The following is a 23,763-nucleotide window of genomic DNA, read 5'->3' as shown; positions in this document are numbered from 1 at the left end:
ATTGAACGAAGGTAGGGCTGCAATTGGGAGCTTGCGTCCAGCTATCGTAGCCAAGGCTACCTGTAATCAACATGTCAGGAGGTGTCGGGCATTGAACGAAGGTAGGGCTGCAATTGGGAGCGTGCGTCCAGCTATCGTAGCCAAGGCTACCTGTAATCAACATGTCAGGAGGAGTCGGGCATTGAACGAAGGTAGGGCTGCAATTGGGAGCCTGCGTCCAGCAACCGTAGCCAAGGCTACCTGTAATCAACATGTCATAGGTGTTGTATTTACAACGTCGGGTTGAAGTGAACGTAGTTCAATGGAGCTGACATATTTGAGCGCACCACTAAAAACCGTCCTTTTCCGCGATTGCAGCGTCAGCCGCGTACTTTAATCCTCATGTCTTGGCTACCTACGATCAAAATAGTAAGAGCTCGCTCCCCTCACACAATGGAGGGGTCATCAGTGTCGTGAGGGTTATCCCACTATCGTAGCCAAGGCTCAGCGCAGTGGCCTTGGGCACGATGGGCCAGAGGGCAGACGGGACTGCCCTCTTTCCTTTGTTGGGATGGATTCTCCTTTCCGCGAGAACGATCACAGGCGCCCAAGTTCCGCGCGCGACTTCCTTGCACTCAGGAAAAAATCCTGGTTTTTAGAGGTGTCCCTGAGCCAAAATATTCTTTATCTCGCTCGTCTTGTGTGATATTGTATTGATGGTGTTTCTGCTTAGGTGCAGGTTGCTATCTTGAAATGTCTTAATACTTCCCCACCAAAATAGAAATTTTCATTGAAGTTTCAAGTGATGATCATGATGACATTGTGTGTAAGCGCATGAGTTGTGATGTTCTGATGTTAAAGTGCCGGTTGAGTAGCGAGTGCGTGTTTATTCAGCTAGAATGGCTATAGTCGTTTCAAATAACTTCCACATGCTTGCAGTGAGTAATCGCGCGGGGCTATAGCCGATTCACTGAACTTCCGAACCCTTGAAGGTTTTGACACCGCGTTGAAAGTCTTTAGGCATTATAGCGAAACCAAATAACTTCCAACCGAATGTCCATCATGTACACAGCGCAAAACACACGTCGTGCAGACGGAAGTAAATTGGAACGGCTATAACTGGACCGAATTGAGATTCGCTATAGTTGATTGACCTCAGCTGGAACGTATTTGGATTCGCTATAGATAGACTGATTGCTAGTATCTCGATTGCGGGTGTAAACCAAGAATGAATGGTAAGACGACAGCGATTTCTTTGGGGTTGGCTCTGCTATGTTTAATTGTGGGTGGAACCGTTGGGTCACGTATGAAGGCGGATGATAGCATTTCTGCGCGGACGGTCGCGAATTACCTTCATGCGGTGATTGAAGCTGACCGGACGTTTTATACGCGGCATGTTGTTGAACGAATGGAGGCCATGTTGATTGTTCCGGTATCTGAAAAATGGCGAGAAGAGCAGGGTCTTCCCCTGCCAGTTCAGTTTCTGCGAGAGTCTGCGGAAAGTCTTCGAGCCCTGGATGCTCCGTTTCGTTATAGACTCGTGAGTCTCTGGCCTCTCAATTCTGAAAATGCTCCGGTGTCTCCACAAGAACAAGCCGCTCTTGAGCGAGTTGTGACCAAGGGAGATGTTGTGGAAACCGAAGTCGTGGTTGATGGGCGGCGACATTTTAAGGCTATTTATCCGGATCGAGCTGTGAGTCGTGCCTGTGTGTCATGTCACAATGCCCATACAGACGCGCCAAAGCGAGACTTTAAATTGAATGATGTCATGGGCGGACTTGTCATTCAAATTCCGCTTGAGTAGATGTTCATGATGAAAGAATACATGACACTAATGAAGTCCGTTATGTGAGAGGGTGGTCTCAACATCGTATTCGTCTGTGAGTAGTGACGGAGCAGGTTCTCGATCGTCATTTTCTATCGCCCCGTGTGAGTCGTAACGTCATCCGCTCAGCTAGAACGCAACTTCTCTTCACTGGTCTCATCGGTGTCTTCACGTCTATCTGTGCGTACACCATCTAAATTGAGAAATGGAATATGAATAAAAATTTATCTCAAGCCTTAGCGCAAAATTTCTTAGGATACGCTCCAAATTGGTATAAATTTGTGATTATTGGGTTTTTACTCATCAATCCACTGCTGCAACTGACTTTGGGACCGTTTGTAACAGGTTGGATTTTGATTCTTGAGTTTATTTTCACACTGGCTATGGCGTTGAAAAGCTATCCGCTTCAACCTGGAGGGTTGTTAGCCATTGAAGCCGTCGCCCTTGGTATGGCGACTCCTGCAACGGTCTATCATGAAGCCTTAAATAATTTTCAAGTGATCCTTCTTCTGATTTTTATGGTGGCAGGTATCTACTTCATGAAGGAGTTACTGCTATTCACATTTACAAAAATCTTGTTAGGGGTTCGGTCCAAAATTTTTCTTTCGTTTTTATTTTGTTTTGCCGCGGCTTTTCTCTCGGCCTTTCTCGATGCGTTGACGGTGACGGCTGTGATTATTGCCGTGTCGACGGGGTTTTATAGTATTTATCATAAGGTGGCATCTGGGAAAAAATATGATGATGATCATGATGCGACGACGGACGAAATTGTCTACGAAGCGAATAGGGAACACTTAGAACAATTTCGAGGATTTTTACGTAACCTTCTGATGCATGGAGCTGTTGGAACGGCCTTGGGAGGGGTGTGTACATTGGTTGGAGAACCTCAAAATTTATTGATAGGAGATAAAGCCTCATGGCAATTCGCGGAATTTTTTGTGCGAATGTCGCCAGTGACAATGCCGGTTTTGGCTGTCGGACTCTTCACTTCGGTGTTGTTGGAAAAGTTTCGGTGGTTTGATTACGGGTATCAACTCCCAGACCCTGTACGAGATATCCTGTGGAGCTTTGATGAAGAACAAACAAAGAAACGCAAGAAAGTTGAGACGGCACGTTTGATCGTCCAAGCTGTCGCCGGAGTGTGGCTCATGATTGCCTTGGCTTTTCATTTAGCGGAGGTTGGGATCATTGGCCTTTCGGTTATCGTGCTCATCACGGCATTCAATGGCATTATTGAAGAGCATCATTTAGGTGAAGCCTTTCGCGAGGCCCTGCCTTTTACCGCGTTATTGGTAGTCTTTTTTGCAATCGTTGCGGTGATTCAAGAGCAGAATTTGTTTGGGGGGATTATTCAGTACGGGCTGAGCCTTGAGGGTGCACACCAAATCGGGATGTTTTACATTGCAAACGGGTTACTCTCGATGATCAGCGATAATGTGTTTGTCGCGACGGTGTATATTAATGAAGTCATGCGAGCGTTGACCGCTGGAGTGATTAGTCGAGATCAATTCGATATGTTGGCTGTCGCCATCAATACAGGGACCAACATTCCCAGTGTGGCAACTCCTAATGGCCAAGCGGCCTTTTTATTCTTATTGACATCTGGGGTTGCCCCGTTAGTTCGGCTCTCCTATGGGCGAATGGTCTGGATGGCCCTGCCGTATACGATTACTATGAGCATCGTTGGGTATATCTGCGTGTATTACTTTTTAGATTCTGTGACGGCTACCTACTATGCGAACGATCTGATTAGTCACCACTCAACGAGCGTCCCGAGTTCGACTGGGCATTAAAACTCCTTTCTTGAATGTGGGAATTGAAATGTGTCTATCAATGTGAAGAACGAAGGGTGGTTTTCTGAACGACAGAAAAGATGTATTGCCTCTGCTTCCGACTCGCCTGCAACGTGGCCATGTAGCGTGACCCTATAGTCACGGGTATCTGATTGAGCAACTCCCAATGCCTCTGAATGCGATGCGCCATGCTCATGGCTCTATAGCCGTTTCAAATGACTTCCGCTGCTTGAAACGTTGTACTGCGCTGAGTTTGTTGTATTTTCCTCTTTGGAACTTATTTGGATTCGCTATAGTTATGGACTTGAGTCCAGCCTTTAGCCTCAAGGCATTTGTGTATCCTCGACTCATCAGCTCCTACTGATCGTTGAAGCGTTTGACACTCTGCTTTGTCATGCTCAAGCTCTGTAGGGCCAGACCCTGCCTTGGTCCAATATACAGCGGTGAGGCTTGCACAAGACCAGAAGAAAAATGGCATGCACAGTGAGAGGCAGAGTCGTGAAGCCGGATATAATCGCATTATGAAGAATGTGCGTTATGTTGTGTAAAACAGGATGGACATTGGTAGAGGTATCTTACCATTGAGTCGGGAAACATCAAGACCCTAGGCCATTTTTTCTAAGGTTTTGAAGGGACTACTGATTTTGGTGACGAATATCAATGATGAGATTATTGGTCAGATTAGACCTATTCACTTTATTGTCTGTGTTTCCAGGCAATTGGGGGATTGCATGATTTTAGTTTAATAATAGACTCACAATATTGCTGAGAAAGCCTAAGCATTATAGCCGTTTCAGTTATGCCGAATCCGTTACATGTCAAACAACTGAATACTGATTGCCCCTTCGTTCGTGAAGCGTCAATCGTCTGTAGGTCATCCAGGCGGGCATAACCTCCCGCATGTTCACGTTGAATCGCGTGGGGCTATAGCCGATTCACTGAACTTCCGAACCCTTGAAGGTTTTGACACCGCGTTGAAAGTCTTTAGGCATTATAGCGAAACCAAATAACTTCCAACCGAATGTACATCATGTACACAGCGCAACAACACACGTCGTGCAGACGGAAGTAAATTGGAACGGCTATAACTGGACCGAATTGAGATTCGCTATAACCTCAAGCCAACACAATCTGCCCAAGCCTTTCAACCGCAAGTGATTGTTCAACGCTCTCGATCTCATACATTGGGGTTTCGCTCCTTGCGGAGTGAAGAGTATGAGGTTTCTCTGTGTTGTGAATGTCTCGAGTACGGTATGTTCATGAACGTCTTCGAATTCGTAAGAAGTTTCTGGAAGCTGTCACATTAGCCGCATCCTGAGCGTCTTCCCGTTCTTTTTCCTCTTAAGCTCTCTCCCAGAATGACCGAAGGAGAGGCCACGGCATCTTGCTGTTCCGAGGCTGTTCGTCGATATGCTTTGGAGCATGTTGTTCTCTGGCCTTAATTGGTTCAAGAGTACAGCCGAGAAGGTTCTAGAGAGTGTGATGGTCAGCAAACCAAGAGTAGCAACGGTTATCGTTTCTTTCAAATGTCTGATCGTCAATAGGTATTCAATCTGGAGAAGCTCATGAACTGTCCACGATGCCAAGGTACAATGGTGACGGATTACTTTCTTGACATGGAAGATAGTGGAGATGTGTGGATGTCTGGCTGGCGATGCCTTTCGTGTGGAGAAGTTGTTGACCCTCTTATATTACAGCATCGGGAAGCCCAACAAGCTCAATGTGAATTTGTCGAGGCGATCTCTAAAAATCCTGCCAATAAGACTCAGGCTCCAGTTGCAGTTCTCTCTAAAAAGCCTTAGCTCCTACTCCTTTTTCTCTGAAAACGTGTAAAATTCGTTATCACCGCTACAGTGAAGACGCTTCTTCTCTCCTGCTTGTCGCCTTCAACGAGGTGTGCTAGATTTCTGTCGTTTCCAAGAACATAGCCGTGCTGGAAACATTCGACATGTTGCTGTGTGAAGTTATCTGATAGCAGTCTATATTTCGACCATTGGATAATTCGTGGTTGGGTTTTTTCATTGTTCCCTTCCTGTGTAGTACAGACTCCTATTGTTAGGATAGATTTTTTATGACAATCCCTTACGATCCGCACTCGATGGAAGCGAAATGGCAACAATATTGGGTAGAACATCAGACTTTTGCTACCAGCATTGACCGGCAGAAACCTAAATTTTACGTGCTCGATATGTTTCCCTATCCCTCTGGGGCAGGTCTCCATGTTGGGCATCCGAAGGGGTATATCGCGACTGACGTTATTTCTCGATATAAACGAATGTGTGGATTCAACGTCCTTCATCCAATGGGGTGGGATGCGTTCGGACTTCCGGCAGAGCAGTACGCCATCGAGACCGGAACACATCCGCGCGAAACGACTCAAAAGAATATTCAGAATTTTAAACGGCAATTTCAATCATTAGGCATGGACTACGATTGGTCGCGAGAAATCGATACGACTGATCCCACGTACGTCCGGTGGACTCAGTGGATCTTCCGCAAGCTGTATGAAAAAGGTTTAGCCTATTTGGCTGAAGTGCCTGTCAATTGGTGCCCGGCATTAGGCACGGTCCTCGCCAATGAAGAAGTCCAAGATGGAAAAAGCGAGCGTGGGGGACATCCTGTCGTTCGTGTCCCTTTGCGTCAGTGGATGTTGCGGATCACTGTTTATGCCGACCGGTTGATTGAAGATCTTGATGCGCTTGATTGGCCGGAGCCTATCAAGAAAATGCAGCGAGAGTGGGTGGGGCGTTCTGAAGGCGCACAAATATTTTTTGAAGTGTGTGGGCGTGACAGTGATCGAATTGAAGTGTTTACCACTCGTCCTGATACGCTTTTCGGTTCGACCTATCTCGTATTGGCTCCAGAGCATCCGTTGGTCAAGGAGATGACCACGCCTGAGCAACGCGCGGCTGTCGAGGCATATGTGGAGGAAGTTGCCAAGCGGAGTGATCGCGCACGTATGGCAGAATTTGGAAAGAAAACAGGAGTCTTTACCGGAGGCTATGTGCTGCATCCAGTATTAGGAACCAAGCTTCCGATTTGGATTGCTGATTATGTGTTGGCCACATATGGAACTGGAGCCATTATGGCGGTTCCCGCGCATGATACGCGGGATTACGAATTTGCCAAGACGTTTTCACTTCCGATAATCGAAGTCGTCTCTGGCGGAAACACGGATACTGCAGCCTTTACGGGAGAAGGCGCCAGTATGAATTCTGACTTCCTGAATGGTTTAGCCACTCCTCAAGCGAAAGCACAGATGATTGACTGGTTGGAAGCTAATAAGAAAGGGGAGAAAACGGTTAATTATAAATTACGTGACTGGCTGTTCAGCCGGCAGCGGTACTGGGGGGAGCCGTTCCCGGTGATACATCTCAAAGATGGAACCACAAAAGTTGTTCCAGAGTCTGACTTGCCGGTGTTGCTCCCCGAATTAGATGACTTTCGTCCAAGCGGAGAATTTGAGCCACCACTGGCGCGTGCTCAGGAGTGGAAAGAAGTCATTGATCCTGAAACCAACCAACGGGCAATTCGCGATGCCAACACCATGCCGCAATGGGCAGGTAGTTGTTGGTATTATCTTCGTTTTTGCGATCCCTCGAATCAAGAGGCGCCATTATCAACAGAGGCGGAACGGTATTGGATGCCGGTGGACTTATATGTCGGCGGGGCGGAGCATGCGGTGCTGCACCTGCTGTATGCTCGGTTCTGGCACAAAGTGCTGTTTGATTTGGGAATGGTTCATACAAACGAACCCTTTCAGAAGTTGCTCAATCCCGGGATGATCTTGGGGTATAGCTATCGGTACTATGACAACAATCTTTCCGATGATTCATTCGTGACGCCACGTATCTGTCCTTCGTCAGACATTGTGTTTGAAGGGGAAACTGCTGTTCACAAAGAAAGTCGAGAAGAAATGAAGGCCCGATGGGTCACGGCCAATGATGTTCGATGGAACGAACAGGGCCATCCTATTCATCCGACGATAGAGGGGCTCGTGTTAGAGGAAGTGACAGAAAAAATGTCGAAAAGTCGTGGCAATGTGGTCAATCCTGATGATGTGATTCAGGAGTATGGCACCGATGCCCTTCGGCTGTATGAAATGTTCATGGGACCGCTTGATAAAGGCGCGCCATGGTCATCTGAATCCATCCCTGGCATGTACCGATTTCTCCAACGTGCTTATCGCCTCATAAAGGGTGATGGGAATGAAGCGAATTCGCTGGCTTCTATGGTTGATGGTACAGGAACGTCAGAACAGGCTCGATTGACCGCAAGAACGATTCAAGGGGTGACGCACGATATTGAAACCATGGGTCTGAATACAGCCATCTCCAAGCTCATGGTCTTCGCCAGAGATATTTCCAAGACCGATCCTTTGCCAAGAGTCTCCGCCGAGTCGTTTGTGCGTCTTCTCGCTCCCTTTGCTCCGCATATGGCCGAAGAATTATGGGAAATGCTTGGCCACTCGCCAAGTGTGGCATGGCAATCTTGGCCAGACTATGATCCAGCCTTACTTGTGTCGGAGGAGATGACCATTCCGCTTCAGGTGAATGGGAAATTGCGTAGTAAGATTCAGGTGCCAGCCGACTGGACGAAAGAGCAAATCCTGGAACAAGCGCAGCAAGACACAAAACTTCAAGAGTCTTTACAGGGCAACGCGCCACGAAAAGTTATTTATGTTGAAAAAAAATTAGTAAACTTTGTTATCTAACTAGGAAACCTGTAATGCAGATATTTTTGACTATTACAACCATAAAGAAAGGGGCTATCCTAATAGCAATTGGCATACAGAACGACCGTTTCCTAGGAAACCTATAAGCCAGATATTTTTGGCTATTACAACCATAAACAAAGGAGCTATCTCAATGGCAATTGGCATACAGAACAACCGTTTCCTAGGCAACCTGTAATCCACACGTTCAATAAATATTTGCTATCCTGAACCAAAAAGCTTTGTCATTAACGAATGGACGATACCGCAACCGTTTCCTAGGAAACCTATAATACACATATTCAAAAGGGTGTGAACGTTTGCACGAACGAGAGATAGGCATTGCAAATGGACCACGGAACAACCGTTTCCTAGCCCACCTAATTATGATAATGAAAAAACCCTTACACTATGGAATCCTGATTCTCTTTACCATATCTCTCTGTACGACAGGCTGTGGTTATCGATTTAGCGTCGAAGGTCGAGGGCCGACGTTGGGGACGGCTTCTGTGCCAGAGTATGAAGGCCCTCCAGTTGTGATGGTTATTCAGCCACTCGCGAATCGATCGTTTGAATCAAATTTAGAGTATAAGTATACCGAGTATCTGAAAGATGAATTTGTCGTGACCGGCGGGGCGAGTTTGGTTGATAATATCCGTGATGCCGACTATGTGATGAAAGGCGCCATAGAGTCGGTAACCTTGCCGTCGCTGACGTTTTCCCAAAATCAAACCCAGGAAAGTCGGGTCACTGTGAATGTGAGAGTTCAGATTGCCGAACGGCGATCTGGGAAAATTCTATGGCAACAAACTTCATCAAGTTCGGCTGAATTTTTCGTTGGCAGTTCCTCTAGCTCAGGCGGGGGCGGAGGAATTCAGTTTAACCGAGTGCTTCAAGATCGTGCGTTAGAGCAAGCTGGGCAATTTGTTGTCGAAGATCTTGCTGATCGTTTTTTGTTTGCGCGAGAGCAGGGCGTGTTCACACCTGAACCGACGAAGCCGCTACCTGCATCTACCGAAACACCGTTACTGGATGATGGTCAGATGTTAAGGGAGGTGGAACCGTCTTCATCTCCATCTCAGAACGCCCCACAACGTATTGATGATATATCGGGAGAGGCTGAAGGCATTCAACCATGAAACCTCATGAATTACAGGCGGCTCTTCGACGGGACGGATTAGCTCGCTTATATGTCGTCGTAGGGGAGGAGGCCTACTTACGGGATAAGGCGGTCATGACTATACGAACTGCTGCAACATCGTTGTTGCATGGGGCAGGCGAGGCTCCAGGAGGAGCTGCTGCCGACGATGCTGGTCAGTTTTTCAACTATGATGTTCTTCATGGCGATGAAACTGACGCTCTTGAGGTCTTGACCATTGCTCAGGAAATGTCTTTTTTTGTGACGAGGCGTCTGCTCATTATGACTTGGGCAGATAAATTACCGACACGCGAAGGGGAAGCGTTGATTCCGTACTTTAAGAATCCGACAGACACCACGACGCTTGTTATGGTGGCTGGGAAGTTAGATGGACGGTTAAAGTGGGTACAACAATTAAAAAGGCAAGCTGTCTTTGTAGACTGTGCGCCACTCTATGAAAATCAACGTCTCGGTTGGGTCAAGCAGCAGGCGTCTCAAGCGGGGGTCACGTTGGAGGACAATGCGTTACATATGCTGAAAGAGTTAGCTGCTGAGGGATTATATGTGACTCATACTGAAATAGAGAAGCTCTCAGCCTACCTACCTGCTGGCGCCTTAGGGTCGATTCAGGATGTTGAGGCTATTCGAGGAATGGAACCTGGGGCCTCGGTCTTTGAGCTAGCAGATGCGATGGGAGCAGGAGATCGGGGAAAGGCCTTACAGATTGTCGCCAAAAACCTTGAAATCGGTGAAGCTCCGTTACGGATTTTAGGTGCATTGATCTGGCAGGTGCGGCGTATATGGAAGGCTAAGGATCTTCTGCGACAAGGCGTTGCTCAGTCGCAGATTGCGCGGCAGGTCGGAATTCCACCATTTCGGACGGCCGACTTTATTCGGCAAGTTCAACAATGGACTGAACCACAGCTCGGTCTCGCATGGGATCTCTTTTGTCAGGCAGACTCAGCGCTGAAGGGCAGCGCGTCAGCTTCGCCAAAACGAGTCCTTGATGCGCTCGTGATTTCATTGAGCAAGATGGAGAAACAGGCAGGAAAGGCACAGGCTCTGCAAGTCTCTCGGAACAGACAGCTATCGAGCACCCTGCAAAATCGCTCAAGTGCTCAATCGAGAAGGCTGTAGTATTACGAGGACTGATAGGGTGAGAGACTATTCACGCGGTTGGCCAGGCGAGAAACCAGGCGAGAAGCGGTATTGCGATGAAGGGCTCCCTTGGTAACCGCCTTGTGCAGTTCAGAAGTCGCCTTCCGAAGTGTTGATTGGCAGAGTTCCAAATCTTTTTCTTCAACTGCCCCTCGAACCTTTTTTATAGCAGTTTTCATGCTGCTAATAATTGAGCGGTTCCGTTGACTTCGTTTAATAGATTGTCGTGCTCGTTTAATTGCTGATTGATGCCTTAATGCCATAGAGCCCCCAAGGTAAGTGTAAACATTTAACGGTCATTCTTACCACAGGCGTTTGAGAAGGGTCAACAGATGGGAATACTTCTTGCGGGCTTCAAGGCCTTTTGATAAGATACGAATCCTCTCCAGAATTGATTATCTCAACGGTGCGTGGTGGGTGTAGCTCAAGGGTAGAGCGCTGGATTGTGGTTCCGGAGGCTGCGGGTTCGAAGCCCGTCACTCACCCCAATATTTCCCTTTTTTCTTCAACAACTTCTAATCCTGCGTGAAGCGAAGTGCCGGCTAAAGTGCCGGCTTCGTCTTTTTCTGGATACGTTGCTAGACGGTCTACCTCCCGTGCTCGCTGTCCTCGATCAATCTCTTCAATCCAATGTGTATAGAGATCAACGGTAATCTTGATCGACGAATGCCCTAACTGTCGTTGGACGTAGACAAGATTCGCGCCTGCCATAATCATACGGGTCGCAAATGTATGGCGGGTTGTGTGGACGTTCCGATAACGCACGCCTGCATCCTTGAGGAGTGGTCTCCAAACGCGGTCTCTGAAGTTATTGGACCGGATAATATCTCCTTGAGTGCTTGTAAAGAGCCAGTGAGCCCGTGGTGTTCGGTGAAGCGCTTCTTCGGCTTGATAAATGACTAGCAAGTTTTTGAGAATATGGGTTAAATCCCTCGATACGTCGATAGTTCGTCCTCGTCCGTTTTTCGGAGAGTCTTCCAGATGCCCCGCTGTAAAGTTCCGTTCGATTGAGGCTGTGTGATTCAGAAAGTTCACATCCTCGGGCATCAAGGCCACGGCTTCGCCTTCTCTCACGCCGGTACGGAAGAGAAATAAGATAAAAGGGAAATAGTGGGCATAGTTCTTTTGGGCTGTTTTGAGGATCTCTTGCTCCTCCTCCATCGTGAAGACCTCAACCTTCTTGTTTTTTCGAAGCCTGATCAACTTGGAAGGATTTCTGGCGGGATGATGCCCCACAATTTCATCTTCATTGGCTTGAGTGAAAATGGCCGATAACGCTCGAATCACGTTATGGATGGTTTTAGGAGAAGCTCCATCTTCCGTCATGCTGGAGGCTAATTGACGAACGTGCCCCCGTTTAATTTCATCCAATCGCAAATGGCCCAGGGTGGGAACGAGTTGCTTGTTGACGTGCCCCTTGTAGCGAAGCAAGGTTGTATATTTCAGGGCACGTGTCCGACATGTGATTAACCACGTTTGCGCATACTCTCCAAAGAGAGGGATGCTATTCTGAGCCTTCATCTGTTGAGCTTGTTCTTGCTCGGGAAATAATCGTCCTTCCAAGGATCGGCCCTTGCGACTATCTCGCCATTGTCGGGCTTTCGTTAATGTTGGAAAACCAAACTTTCGCCAGTCTTTCCCTTGATGTTCCATTCGAACGGCAAACCGTTCGGTGCCGTCTACAAGTCGATAGGTGAAAATCGCCTCTTCTCTTCGTGTAAGTACTCGTGTATGTCCAGCCATCGTTAGGCCACCTTCCGCTTGGATTTCATTCGGGGTGACCGAGGTGTTTTGGTTCCCTGTGTTTGCGTCTGAGAGATATAAGCCTGTCCTAACTCATCCTCGACTTGAATATGTTGGAAACGGTGATGATATTGCCGCTTAATCACGTACTCTTGAACGTACTCTTCCCACTGACAATCGAGAATTTCGCAGAGATCGCTTAATAACGAATCGAGAGCCAGGAGTGCACACTGTTTGTCATGAAACGGCCCGGCACGTCGCGGGAGGAGGCCTGGCACGCGGATGTGTAGGAATACAATGGGTCGGCCTTCATCATCGATCGCCTCATAAAACCAACTGTCATTTGGTTGAACCTCTAGCATTACAATATTGTCGCATGGTTCATTTTTTGTTTGATTAGCCATTGATGTGTTCTCCTTTCTTTGTTCTAGAATGTCCAAGATCTCTCTCTAGTAAGGCCCGGCTATACCCACTAGCGGTATAGCCTTGAGCCCGTAAGCTATCAAGTTTGCATTTGAGAGATGCCGGTAGATGGACGAGTAATTAGTACATTTTCACAATGGTAACCTCCTTAGCTATATTGGTTATATATATAATTAATTATATATAAATATATCAAGGTAGTTTTGACTATTGAAAAAGGTTTTGGGTAATCTCACGAACTATGCCCCGACCAAAATCCACTGTTGAGCGTAAAGTGTATGGTGTTCGTGTAGAGAAGGTGCTCTACCAAGAGGTTCAACATTTAGCTATTGACCTTGAAAAGAATGCCAATGATCTCTTGGAAGAAGCCATGCGTGATTTGCTCAAGAAGTATAAAAAGAAGACCATATGAAAAAGTTCATAGTTTGTGTGCATGGGATGTCATTAATATGGTGAAGTTATTTATGCTGATTTCTACCCTTTTATTATTAGGCTGTCAGCCGTATCACTGGGTGAATGTAAGCAACCCAGAAGATTCCAATGCTGCTTTAGGGGAGCAAGCTAAAGCGCAATGCGATGATGCTCTTGGGGTGACTGAAGCCAAGAAAATGGGGAAGATATCTTTTAGCTACATGATGGGCGGGGATTACTATGACGACCTTGTGGCCTGTATGAATGCGAAAGGCTTCACGATTGAAACGCACGCGCTTAACCCGTTTGAAGCCCCTCCTGATGCTCTTACGCCACCAAGGAAAAAAGGTCACCCGCCGTTGGCAAAGTAGTTCTCCCCAAAATTAAAGATTTACTAAAATAGTTTGAAGGCCTCTTGTCACATACAATTGGGATCTACGTAAGCTCTGTTTAAGTGAAAGACAAAACATCGTGTGAGTGAAGAGAGCTATGTAGGGTGATTTGTGGAAAGCCGCGTTACATAAGAGTGTTGCGCGGCTTTTTTTTAATCTTTCTCCCGCTTTCTGTTCGTGCCATTCATATTTTGCTTTAGTGATCATTAGCAAACGGCTTCTCTTCAAGGGCTTCTATGAGTAGCATCACCCTAACTCACGTCAAGCCGTCTAGGGCCTCGGAAAAATATGGGCGGGGGTGCACAGTAGGGGCATAGTTTGAAGGTCGTGGTGTTTTTGGTGTCATCATGAATAGAACCTCCCATTTCTTAAAAGCGCCACTGCTTTGGCATGTTCCGCTTTGAGGAGTCGTCTAATGACTCGTGCATCGGTTTCCGCGGCTATCTTTACTGGCAAACGCTCTTCAATGGACTGCAATTGCTGCATGAAGGAATTTGCAAGTTTGACCACCATTCGCATGCCCTTGTCTATATTAAGTAGTTTTGCTGATTTTTCGCCCAATTCGAGTTCTTTCAGTCGGGCCAAGGCTGCCTCCTTTCGAGCTTGAGATTCACATAACGCTGGAAGACTGCTCTGAGCATCATTCCCGATGGTCTGCTGAGCCTGCTTAATGCCATTCGGTCTTGAGTTTTTTCGACTATCAGTTGTACTGATGATGAACGCTTTGGCCTGTTCCATGTCGATAGTCCCGTCTTCCCGTCGTTGAATCGGGGCATGACGTAGCTTCATACTCACTCGCTGCCTCGACACACCAAGTTGACGACCAACTTCTGCCAAAGACCCATATCTCGTCGTTTTTTTCATGTTTTTGTGTCAACAGATATTACGCATTGAAACCTAGATAAATATTGCGCTGCTCGCTGTGCCGCATGTGATAAGCCTGGACGGGACCCGCTTATTATGAAATCTTCGAAGTCTGGGAAGTTCAACATGCTGTAAATATTTGACATCACTGGTCTTGACGGTCCTTCCCCATATCTAAAAACACGAATACCGCCCATTGATTGGATTCCATTGCAATTCGACTGCGCCGACTTTCCCGACTTGCCGGAATCTGATCTTTTGCACATGTAATTCCACCCGTTTGTCAGCTGTCTCCACATCTCGATAGATGGTCAAACAGTTGTCAGCTTTGTTTCGCCAGTGAGCAGAACCGCTAATATCATAAGGAGTTGGGACAGGATACGATCCATCCTCTTTTTTTCGAAGTTTCATTGGATGAGCAACAAGCCACACATGCACGCCATGGGTTCGGGCAAATCGTCGGACTTTCGTCAAACATCGGGAGATATATTCCGTTTCTGACAAGTTCATAGGTCGAGAGTGATCAAGTTCATTCCAGGGATCAATGACTAGTCCATGGATGCCGTACCGTGTGACTGCCTGCCGAGCCAGTTCTAGAATTTTCTCTATGGTCATTTCTGTTTCTGGTGGACTAAAAAACACGAAGTGTTCTTGTAGCCATTGAATGCCATTTACTAAATCATGATGATCCATGCGGGGGGTGGGACCTTGACCAAATGGTTTGCCGCTCCACTTCTCGAGCAACTTCGCGAGATGCCCTTCAAGCGGCCAGTTCTCGGGGCTGCACACCCCAATACTCCACCCGTGCTGATCGGCTAAATTTACGGTAAGTGCGTCTGCCACTTCAGACTTCCCATGACCAGGGATACCAGTCATGATCGTGAGTTCCCCAGGGGTCACGGTGTAGAACGGATCAACCTCAATCCATCCGGTAGACTTTCCCCCTTTCCACCCTTCGTCATGCAGTTGAAATATTTCGTCGATGAGGTCTTTCGGTTCGATGACGCCATCAATTGGCCAAGGGGTTGCCGTATCAACGATTGCTCTTAATTCATTGGCTCCTCGTTCCAAGAGGCAGTCATTCGCATCTTTGCATCCTGTCGGCCATTGCACTCGGTAACAGCGTTCAGGGCCTAATCGTCTGGCTAATTCGCTTTCCAGCATTTGCCCTGGTCCGTCACCATCCACAGCCAAAACGATTTTTTTGAGACTCGACAATTCCGTTTCGCAGTTTCCAAGGTATTCAAATTTTGTGTCAGTAGGTTTTGAATTAACGGGGGGTGCGCCATCTGGGACTGAGAGAACGTTCATCACTCCGGCCTGCTCACATGCGAGTTTGTCTATCTCCCCTTCAACGAGAACCGCCCAATCCAGGCCATTCAAGTCATCCAAGCCATAGAAGATCTTTTCTGCTCCAGATTCCTGCATGAAGGCTTTTGACTCAAGCCCGCGATATTTCACATTGATCAGTTCACCATTCCTGAAATAGGGGAAGTGAATGGCCTCCACCGCATGCCCAATATTCGAAAAATATTTTGGGGCTAAACTGATCTGATGCCGAATCACAATTTCCTGTGAAATGCCCCGCTTGCTGAACCAAGCAAATAAGGGTTCTTGGTCTTGTCCTATGGGTTCGTAGGTGGGACGTGTATAGGTTTTCAGTCCTCGATTTAATCCCCAATCACCAGATTCTTTGAGCCACCCTTTCCATCCGCAATGATGACAATTCCATACCCCTTCCTCGATATTGACGGATAGGCAAAGGTCTTTGGGGTGTTTGCGGTTGGCCGAACACTGCGGGCAAGTTGTTTTGACATGCTTCGTTCGTCCACGGGTATCGATTTGAAAGTCAGCAAATGTTTTGTTCATAGGGCAACCTTAACTGGTTTTCTTGTTCTGCCAGGAGAAAAGAAATGACTCTTCTTTCTTTCTTTTAGGTAATAAGAGGGAGAGTGTGACACTGTGTCACCTTTCCTGGACTCTCTGTCACCTTTTCTGGCGTTAAATGGTGACTGTGTGACACTATTTGTAGTGAGCAAAACTTGGTATCTGTTAGCGTGATGGCGGCCTTTTCCTTTTTGGATCTTTAGTAATCCTCGTCGTTCTAATTCCTGTACTGAACGAATAATTGTTCGCTTTGAGGCTCCTGCTCGTTTTGCCAAGAAGTCTAGCGAGCGCCAGGTGTACGCATCTTTCTTGTTAACGGCATCTGCAATGAGCAAAAGAGTGATTTTATTCGCCATTCCTAGATCCTCGCGTTTCATAACTTCATCCACTAGTTGCCAGGCCATGACTCGGCCTCCAAAAAGTCCACGCACCAATCAAGAAGCCGACTATCCATTGAATTCCATTGCCAATTGTTTACGTCAAGGCGAGCTTCAACGTTTCCTTTGATTGTTTTTATAATTTCTATCTGGACTGCTTTCAGGGTTTCGAAATCGATTGGTCCTGAGTTGCTATTTGTGGCTAATAGCTCCTCAACCTGCATGAGTTATCCCCTTCGGTCTCGGCTTGGGCCTGGTCGGTTGGGCTTGTCCCTGCTGTGCCATAAAAGCCCGCACTTCGTCAGGGTCGTATCGAACAGCTGAACCACATCGATAAACTGTAATGTCTCCTCGTGCCCCTAGCCTCCGAACAGTCCATGGATTTAACCAATTTAAGGGGCCTACGATTTCGGCCTTTTCGAGTTTGCTCATACTGTGTTCCTCGCTATAAATGTCTCGTTAAATAAACGCGTGACAGCTATTGGCCTTGACCTAATTTTTCCTTGTCTCTTTGTATTCTTTGGTAGAGCGAAAGGTGTGCGACGAAAGAAACGATTGTAGGTTTTCTGGAGAATATCGAACGTGGTGACCGACCTTCACAAATGCGGGGCCATCACCCTTGCACCGCCAATTGGCGAGGGTCTTTACTGCTATGCCATAACGTTTAGAAACTTGTTCCTCCGTAAGGAGAATAGGTGGGTTTTCCATAGTACCTCCATGATTTTGTGTGATCATGGGGGAGAATAAATGTGTTTAGAGGAATTGCATAGAAACTGAAAAAGGTTTTTCAGTTTTCCTTGTAAACGAATTAGGTATGGAAAAATAATGCGAGGAAAAGTTTTACATAAGCTCTTCGTCAAAATACCCTTCCGGGCTGGAATTGATTATTTCAAATGCCTTCAGCGAGTTAAGTAGTGTTTCCGTATCTAACGCATCATCGAATAAGAGCATAAGGATGTTGCGTTCAAGTTTATTGTATTTTTTAGTCCATTGCCGATATACAACTCTAAGCCTTTCTTCAATCCAATCACACCGGTTATATTCATCATTGACTTGATTTTCTTCCACTCTTTTCGTCGAGTTTGATTTGATAAATCCTATGTCATATCTGGTCTCGTTGAGATCATCTGGGTTTTCTGTAGCGAGGATTTGAGCCACTTTGTAACATGCTGAAGAGAAAGACTCTCCTGATTCCAATAATTTCCAGACTGTAGAACAATAAAAAAAGTCTCTATAGTCAATGAATGCCTGACGAAAGGGCTCAGTTCTTCTTCCTTTCCCTTCTGATTCAGAGGCAAAACCAAAAGCAACATCTAATGATTTTATGCGTCCATGCACAACATCATGGATTGCTTTATCGAATAGTTCAGTAGCCCAATGAGGGGGAGAAACGTCAGCCAATGAAGCCAGATGAATACATGCGAATGCGTGGATATAATTTTTTTTGCATACAGCACTGAGGGCGAGTATCTGTATATTAAATCTACGCTTCCTTGATTCTTCGGAATCATCTGTCGGACACTCATTTAAGATTCTTTCGCAATATTTTATTGCTTCACTAGATATGGGATAGTCCCTCTCATCCTTCCCATTTTTTTTAATGTTTCTTGAGTGTTTCGTCCGTGATAACTCACTTTTGTCGGTAGTTTTAGGCTCGCGCTTCTTTGTCATAATCCCTCTCTGCTAGGGCCTGCATGTCGTTAGCCCCCGTTAACGGGCAGGTCCGTTGACATCATGGAAGAGATCAGCTTCCACTTCGGGGGCATGCTTTTAAAAAGTGCCGGCCAAAGTGCCGACTTAGGGGTCAATCTAGCGCAAAACCAGTCAACCGTCTATAATCTTAATTCATTGAATCTCTTGACCTTAGTTGATTGCTTTTGCATGGGTGAACACGTGCTGACGCTTTCGAAGCCCGTCACTCACCCCAATATTTTTTATAACCTCCCGATTAGATTCATCAATCATGGTTGTGAGGTTGTCCAGCCATTTTGCCTGGTTTATTAGTTGTTCCCTGAACGTATCTTCTACCGTTTGTAGAAACTCATCGTTCCATTCTTCCACTTTTTCCATAGTCCATCATACCTATCGAGAAGTTCCTGCTACTTCCGACTCTCTTTTGAGTACGTGCAAGATGATGCTGGAGCATGAATCTATTGGCCATCGTTCAATTACTTCCTTGTGCCCTTTCTTTGTTTAAATGAAACAATGTGTGTTGTGTTTGTTGGCGAATGAAGGGTGAATGAATTCATGACATTCTCTAAACATGAGCGATCAGAAGTCTTAACTGTTGGCGAATTCATCTCTGATTCTCGTTATGCTGAGAAACATTCGAACAGTTCAATGTTGCACTCGGCGATTTTGTTTAGGGATGCTTCTCTTTAAATTTCTCGCGTTGATTGAGGCAGTTACTGTTGACTGAATGGCTCGACCTATTAATTATGCTGTGATAATCTGGGTTTATGCAGAATAGGCCTTTGCTTGCAATCATTACACAGTATATAGGTTGTGTATGATGTCGTATTCTTTCTGATCGACGATGCCATATATTTAGGTCTGGCCGTGGTCCCTCACTCTCTTCAATATCTGAATATTTTTTCAGCGACGTCCTTCCCGTTTGGATTCCGAACCAAAGTCACCATACTTGTCTGCACGTTAGTCCTGGCGACGTGGGGTACCGTGTTTTACTGGACTTCTGAAAGGTTTAACGCGGCGTTAGTGAAAGAACTCACCTCGAATGTTGGGACGGATGCCCGTCTGATGAGTGTCCGTCTCTCAACTGACATGAAACGATTTGCAGAGGATGTACATATGCTTGAACGTATGCTTCCCGTTCAGGCACTCGTACGTCTTCTCGGTGTTAACGGCATGAACGAGGTTCAAGGATTCAACGTGCGTCAATGGAAGAATCGTTTGGCAACCATCTTTACAGAAATGCTTGAAGCCAAGTCTGACTACTTTCAGATTCGATACATTGGAGTTGCCCATAATGGGCGAGAGCTTGTGAGAGTTGAAAAACAAAGAGGGATAATTAAAAGAGTTGCCGAGGCCGAATTGCAAGAAAAAGGGAATGAAGTCTATGTGCAAGATACCGTGAAGCAATTGGCAGGGAAACCCTACTATTCCCAAATTACGCTGAATCGTGAGCATGGGAAGGTGATGAGCCCGTACATTCCAACGCTCAGAGTATCGGTCCCTGTCTTTATGCCGTCAGGAGACGTGTTTGGACTTATCGTGGTGAATGTGGACATGCGTCACCTTTTTTCAAATCTTCAGGCAAATCTTAAATCTCAGCAAGTCTTGTATGTTACTAATAGTGCCGGAGAGTTTGTTTTTCATCCTGATCCTGACAAAGTGATCGGAATAGTGTTTGGTCAAAGAAATCGTCTGCAAGATATGGTGCCAGAGGCGACATCGTGGATTGAACATGCCTCTCAACATGAACCTCCCTTTATCTATAATAATGTTCAACAAGATTTTCTTATTGGTATGACCAAGGCTTTTCCAAATCCAACAGATCCAAGACATTTCGTCATCGTTGCGTTTCAGGATTCGTATCGCCAGGTCTTTGCGAATGCTGTGATGGTACAAAAAGAAGCGATCCTTCTCAGTATTGCCTTATTAGTTTTCGCCTTTATCGGAGCCTTCATTCTTGCTCGATTTATTGTCGCGCCGTTGAAAAAACTTAATGACGCAACTACGGCTGTTGGACGTGGGGAAAGGCCGACGATGCTTCCTGTTTACTCACAGGATGAAATCGGGAAATTATTCAGGTCGTTCAATGCCATGGCCATAAAGGTCGAGGAACGGACTGAGGCCTTGGCACAGAAAGAAACCCAAATGCGAACCATTGTGGAGGCGGCTCCCAGCGGCATGATCATGATCAATGACCAGGGCATTATTGAGTTGGTCAATCAGATGGTCACGCAACAGTTTGGCTATTCACGGGAATCTCTCATTGGTCAGCCAATCGAAACGCTCATTCCCGAACGTTTTCGTGCGAAGCACGTCGGTGATCGCGAAGCTTACTTTGCTTTTCCAGAGCCGCGAAGTATGGGACAGGGGTGGGACCTTTATGGATTACGACAGGATCAGACGGAATTTCCTGTGGAAATCGGCTTGAATCCTTTGACGACCGATCAAGGTCATTTTGTCTTGGCGTCAATTGTTGACATCACGGCACGGCGACAAAGCGAGCAAGCAATCCAACAGCTTCATCGGCAGAATGAACTGATCTTGGCTTCAGCCGGGGAAGGGATCTATGGCATGGATCTGGACGGAAATGCCACATTTATCAACCCTGCCGCAGCACGCATGTTGGGGTATGAGCCAGCGGAACTCTTGGGGCAACCGATGCATTCAATGATTCACCACACAAAATCAGACGGATCGCCTTATCCTCAGCAAGATTGTCCCTGTTTTAGCGCCATATCGAAAAAGCATATGTCTCGTGTTACTAATGAGGTGCTCTGGAGTAAAAACGGAACCAGCTTCCCCGTCGAATATACCAGTACACCCATCCGCGATGAGTCGGGTTTGGTCACCGGGGCCGTCGTAACGTTTAATGATATCACGATGGAAAAAAGTACCGAAGTTGTCCTTGAGCGCTATATCGATGATCTTCGTCGCTCGAATGCTGAATTGGAACAGTTTGCTTACGTCGCGTCGCATGATCTCCAAGAGCCGCTTAGAAAGATCCGGAATTTTGCTGAATTGCTTGAAGTGCGTGTCAAAGGTTCCCTGCCGCAAGAAGCCGAGAAATTGTTGCCGCCCATTGTGGACGGAGCGATTCGTATGCAGGCATTGGTCCAAGACCTGCTGACCTATTCTCGAGTAACTCGTTTTGAGCTGTCTCCAGAGCCCGTTAACTTGCAAACGATTGCAGCAAACGTGAAAATGACGTTAGAAGAGGTACTGTCTGAAACCCAGGGAACCCTGATCATTGGGTCACTTCCCACTATTCCGGGACATGCTATTCAATTGGAACAATTACTTCAGAATCTTATTGGAAACGGACTGAAGTACCGGGGGCCACAGGCTCCAGTGATTGAGGTCTCGGCAATCGAAAAACCTGAACAGTGGGAAATTGCCGTCCGTGATAATGGAATTGGCTTTGACATGCAGTATGCCGAACGGATTTTTGTCATCTTTCAACGGCTTCACACGAAAAAGAAATATACTGGAACTGGCATCGGACTCGCGATTTGTAAAAAAATCGTAGAACTCCACGGAGGGCGCATATGGGTTGAGTCAACACTTGGCACAGGTTCGACTTTCTTCTTTTCCTTGCCGCACGCTCGTGTCGAAACGCATGTGACACATCTGGAATCTCATAGTAGGTCGTAAACATTATATACAACGCAGAGGTACTGTTTACTCTGTAAGAAGAACAAAGAGGGTACGGGAAATGATCAGAGATGAGCAGACAGTGAAAAGGATGATAAACGAACTCTCTTTAGTCTATCTCCCACACTTTTTCTCTAAATTATTGTTGTCATTTATGAAGCCATTTTAGGAGAGGTGATGCCATGAATCTTCATCAACGAGGATCAGAACTTATCCATCAACTCAAGGATCATGTTTTAGAGGTACTTCGGAGTCATCCAGATGCCGTGCCGCAAGGTAAAGGTATTGTCCAAGAGGAAGTGGCGCGACGAGCAGGATTGCACAGTATGGGAAGTGCAGAATTAGATCATACCTGCAGCGAGATGTTGAAAATGCTTCACCGAGAAGGGCTGGTCGAACTTGTCGATGAAAATGGGCAAGATGAGAAAAAGAAGAGTTGGCGGCTTAACAAAGGTTGATGTGTTTAGTTTTTTCCTTAAGCAAGTCCTAGAGAAGACAAGCGAAAAGTTATTGAATGAGCTGGAAAGTATAAGAGAGCAAAGAAAAAGTTAAGCCTAACTTTTTTGCTTTCAAGTTAAGGCGTTCTCAACTTGCTGGACACATTTGGCGATGGCTTGACTAGCGCGGGCGCTGAGGAGCCGTTGCTGGTCGTATCCCCAAACGAGTTCCCAGGCTGAATCTGGATAGCGGGTGATGAGTGGCAGGGCGACTTCGTTGAGCATCCATTGGCCATGTCTGAGGTCTTCTTTAATATGCACGTCCCAATAGCCGATGGCTTGCTCATGTAAGCCAAGACGTTCACCGGCCATTTTGTAGTTTTGGAAAGCGGCAGGAACAGAGATTTCAAAATAAAGAAGGCTGCCAATATATCGCAAGAAATTTCTTTTTCGCTCGCACACGGTAAAACTGTGATTGATATTAGCCAGCACTTCCCAGGGGACGATGTCGATATAGGCTTCAGGCGTAGTGTCCAGGTCAAACTCCGCTAGCATTGCCGAAAAAAACGATGAATGTTTCCTCGCTAATTTCCCTCCTCCATACTCTTCCATTAAGATTTTTGTAAGCATGGATTGGACTTCGTTTCCAACGCCACCAATCACCCGTGATAATTGGCTGGCTTCCACGAGTCCATCGAGAGAGGTGATGGCCAGCAGGTGTCGATAGCCAGCTTGCGACATGTCGTTGCGAAAAAAGAGCCCTGTTTGCGATGGTTCGGGGTCAAGATCTTCTGCTGTGCGTTTGCGTAATGCGGTTTCGGCGTCTAATTCCTTTAAACAAGAGATGTCGAGGTGTTTGGTTTCCCAGGCCTGCCAAGCAGTCTCAATTTTTGTCCGTAAGGAAAAGAGGAATGCTGAATTCTCATTGGCGTAGTTTTCGAGATTGTCATACCAAAACAGTTTTAAGCGATTGATGCGATAGAGGATCCGCTGAAGGAAAAGATGCGCGTCCGGAGACGACGGTTGATCTTCATACGCTTCGGATATTGCCAGGTCTAGAACTTGTTCGAAGGGTTGTAGGCATGTGGGTGAGTTCGCTGCATATTGATCAAGGTCATCATGCTGAAGAAGGTGCATGAACGACTCCTGAGCATTGCGATACTCAAGGGCAGTGAGAGACTGGAGAGAAGAAAGATTCATAAAGAAAGGCTAAAAACATGAAAATACCACACGAAGGATGTTACATACTGACAGTCTAGCAAGCTCGTATCAGGGTGAG

At 46.5% G+C, this 23,763-nt stretch carries 21 protein-coding genes and 1 tRNA gene; 11 read left to right on the top strand and 11 right to left on the bottom strand.

The window, feature by feature from the left end; translation table 11 throughout:
- Positions 1-1,207 precede the first annotated feature (1,207 nt).
- From ACWHX8_RS17305 to holA, 6 genes are all read left to right on the top strand, one after another.
- Complete coding sequence (locus ACWHX8_RS17305; protein WP_447969382.1) at positions 1,208-1,783, top strand: Tll0287-like domain-containing protein; 576 nt, start codon at positions 1,208-1,210, stop codon at positions 1,781-1,783.
- Between the two features lie 233 nt (positions 1,784-2,016).
- The gene (gene nhaB, locus ACWHX8_RS17300; protein WP_447969381.1) at positions 2,017-3,597 is read left to right on the top strand and encodes a sodium/proton antiporter NhaB; all 1,581 of its coding nucleotides are present in this window, start codon (positions 2,017-2,019) and stop codon (positions 3,595-3,597) included.
- Between the two features lie 1,565 nt (positions 3,598-5,162).
- Entirely contained in the window at positions 5,163-5,399 is a 237-nt protein-coding gene (locus tag ACWHX8_RS17295; RefSeq protein WP_447969380.1) for a hypothetical protein, read from the top strand.
- Positions 5,400-5,668: 269 nt separating this feature from the next.
- Positions 5,669-8,311 (top strand): leucine--tRNA ligase, encoded by a 2,643-nt coding sequence (leuS, locus tag ACWHX8_RS17290; protein ID WP_447969379.1) that lies wholly within the window; start codon positions 5,669-5,671, stop codon positions 8,309-8,311.
- A gap of 392 nt (positions 8,312-8,703) precedes the next feature.
- Entirely contained in the window at positions 8,704-9,450 is a 747-nt protein-coding gene (lptE, locus tag ACWHX8_RS17285) for an LPS assembly lipoprotein LptE (RefSeq protein WP_447969378.1), read from the top strand.
- Complete coding sequence (gene holA / locus ACWHX8_RS17280; protein WP_447969377.1) at positions 9,447-10,586, top strand: DNA polymerase III subunit delta; 1,140 nt, start codon at positions 9,447-9,449, stop codon at positions 10,584-10,586. The genes lptE and holA overlap by 4 nt, the downstream gene beginning before the upstream one ends.
- 2 nt (positions 10,587-10,588) lie before the next feature.
- Here holA and rpsT read toward each other — a convergent pair whose 3' ends face one another.
- Positions 10,589-10,870, bottom strand: a complete 282-nt coding sequence (rpsT, locus tag ACWHX8_RS17275) for a 30S ribosomal protein S20 (protein WP_447969376.1) — start codon at positions 10,868-10,870, stop codon at positions 10,589-10,591.
- Positions 10,871-11,020: 150 nt separating this feature from the next.
- On the opposite strand from rpsT, the gene ACWHX8_RS17270 reads away from it, so the two are divergent.
- Positions 11,021-11,095, top strand: a tRNA-His gene (locus tag ACWHX8_RS17270).
- On the opposite strand, the gene ACWHX8_RS17265 is transcribed toward ACWHX8_RS17270, so the two are convergent.
- Both ACWHX8_RS17265 and ACWHX8_RS17260 read right to left on the bottom strand, forming a co-directional pair.
- Positions 11,088-12,350 carry a tyrosine-type recombinase/integrase gene (locus ACWHX8_RS17265; protein WP_447969375.1) on the bottom strand — a complete coding sequence of 421 codons (1,263 nt, stop codon included), beginning with the start codon at positions 12,348-12,350 and terminating at the stop codon, positions 11,088-11,090. The genes ACWHX8_RS17270 and ACWHX8_RS17265 overlap by 8 nt on opposite strands.
- Before the next feature lie 2 nt (positions 12,351-12,352).
- A complete protein-coding gene (locus tag ACWHX8_RS17260) occupies positions 12,353-12,754 on the bottom strand; it encodes a hypothetical protein (protein WP_447969374.1) in 402 nt (133 codons plus the stop codon).
- 260 nt (positions 12,755-13,014) lie between these two features.
- Here ACWHX8_RS17260 and ACWHX8_RS17255 point away from each other — a divergent pair, with 260 nt between their 5' ends.
- Positions 13,015-13,185 carry a hypothetical protein gene (locus ACWHX8_RS17255; RefSeq protein WP_447969373.1) on the top strand — a complete coding sequence of 57 codons (171 nt, stop codon included), beginning with the start codon at positions 13,015-13,017 and terminating at the stop codon, positions 13,183-13,185.
- Between the two features lie 52 nt (positions 13,186-13,237).
- Positions 13,238-13,555, top strand: a complete 318-nt coding sequence (locus ACWHX8_RS17250) for a hypothetical protein (protein ID WP_447969372.1) — start codon at positions 13,238-13,240, stop codon at positions 13,553-13,555.
- A gap of 366 nt (positions 13,556-13,921) precedes the next feature.
- On the opposite strand, the gene ACWHX8_RS17245 is transcribed toward ACWHX8_RS17250, so the two are convergent.
- The 7 genes from ACWHX8_RS17245 to ACWHX8_RS17215 all read right to left on the bottom strand — a co-directional run bounded on the left by ACWHX8_RS17245 (position 13,922) and on the right by ACWHX8_RS17215 (position 18,774).
- Positions 13,922-14,440: a hypothetical protein gene (locus tag ACWHX8_RS17245; protein WP_447969371.1), complete on the bottom strand. Its 519-nt coding sequence runs from the start codon at positions 14,438-14,440 to the stop codon at positions 13,922-13,924.
- A 174-nt stretch (positions 14,441-14,614) separates the two neighbouring features.
- Positions 14,615-16,309, bottom strand: coding sequence for a DnaB-like helicase C-terminal domain-containing protein (locus ACWHX8_RS17240; protein ID WP_447969370.1), 1,695 nt, complete (start codon positions 16,307-16,309; stop codon positions 14,615-14,617).
- Positions 16,306-16,731, bottom strand: a complete 426-nt coding sequence (locus ACWHX8_RS17235; protein WP_447969369.1) for a helix-turn-helix domain-containing protein — start codon at positions 16,729-16,731, stop codon at positions 16,306-16,308. The genes ACWHX8_RS17240 and ACWHX8_RS17235 overlap by 4 nt, the downstream gene beginning before the upstream one ends.
- Positions 16,732-16,917: 186 nt before the next feature.
- On the bottom strand, positions 16,918-17,136 hold the full coding sequence (locus tag ACWHX8_RS17230; protein ID WP_447969368.1) for a hypothetical protein: 219 nt from the start codon (positions 17,134-17,136) through the stop codon (positions 16,918-16,920).
- Positions 17,137-17,196: 60 nt separating this feature from the next.
- Entirely contained in the window at positions 17,197-17,412 is a 216-nt protein-coding gene (locus tag ACWHX8_RS17225) for a helix-turn-helix domain-containing protein (protein WP_447969367.1), read from the bottom strand.
- A gap of 132 nt (positions 17,413-17,544) precedes the next feature.
- Positions 17,545-18,375 carry a hypothetical protein gene (locus ACWHX8_RS17220; RefSeq protein WP_447969366.1) on the bottom strand — a complete coding sequence of 277 codons (831 nt, stop codon included), beginning with the start codon at positions 18,373-18,375 and terminating at the stop codon, positions 17,545-17,547.
- 192 nt (positions 18,376-18,567) lie between these two features.
- Complete coding sequence (locus ACWHX8_RS17215; protein ID WP_447969365.1) at positions 18,568-18,774, bottom strand: hypothetical protein; 207 nt, start codon at positions 18,772-18,774, stop codon at positions 18,568-18,570.
- A 435-nt stretch (positions 18,775-19,209) separates the two neighbouring features.
- Between ACWHX8_RS17215 and ACWHX8_RS17210 the strand changes: the two genes are divergently transcribed.
- Together ACWHX8_RS17210 and ACWHX8_RS17205 are read left to right on the top strand one after the other, a co-directional pair.
- Complete coding sequence (locus tag ACWHX8_RS17210) at positions 19,210-22,047, top strand: PAS domain S-box protein (RefSeq protein WP_447969364.1); 2,838 nt, start codon at positions 19,210-19,212, stop codon at positions 22,045-22,047.
- 182 nt (positions 22,048-22,229) lie between these two features.
- Positions 22,230-22,505 carry a hypothetical protein gene (locus tag ACWHX8_RS17205; protein WP_447969363.1) on the top strand — a complete coding sequence of 92 codons (276 nt, stop codon included), beginning with the start codon at positions 22,230-22,232 and terminating at the stop codon, positions 22,503-22,505.
- Positions 22,506-22,616: 111 nt separating this feature from the next.
- Here ACWHX8_RS17205 and ACWHX8_RS17200 read toward each other — a convergent pair whose 3' ends face one another.
- A complete protein-coding gene (locus ACWHX8_RS17200) occupies positions 22,617-23,621 on the bottom strand; it encodes an iron-containing redox enzyme family protein (RefSeq protein ID WP_447969362.1) in 1,005 nt (334 codons plus the stop codon).
- Between the last annotated feature and the right edge of the window lie 142 nt (positions 23,622-23,763).

The sequence above is a fragment of the Nitrospira sp. M1 genome (assembly GCF_965152605.1).
The sequence above is the reverse complement of the archived record's forward strand: the minus strand, read 5'-3'. Positions and strand labels throughout refer to the sequence as shown.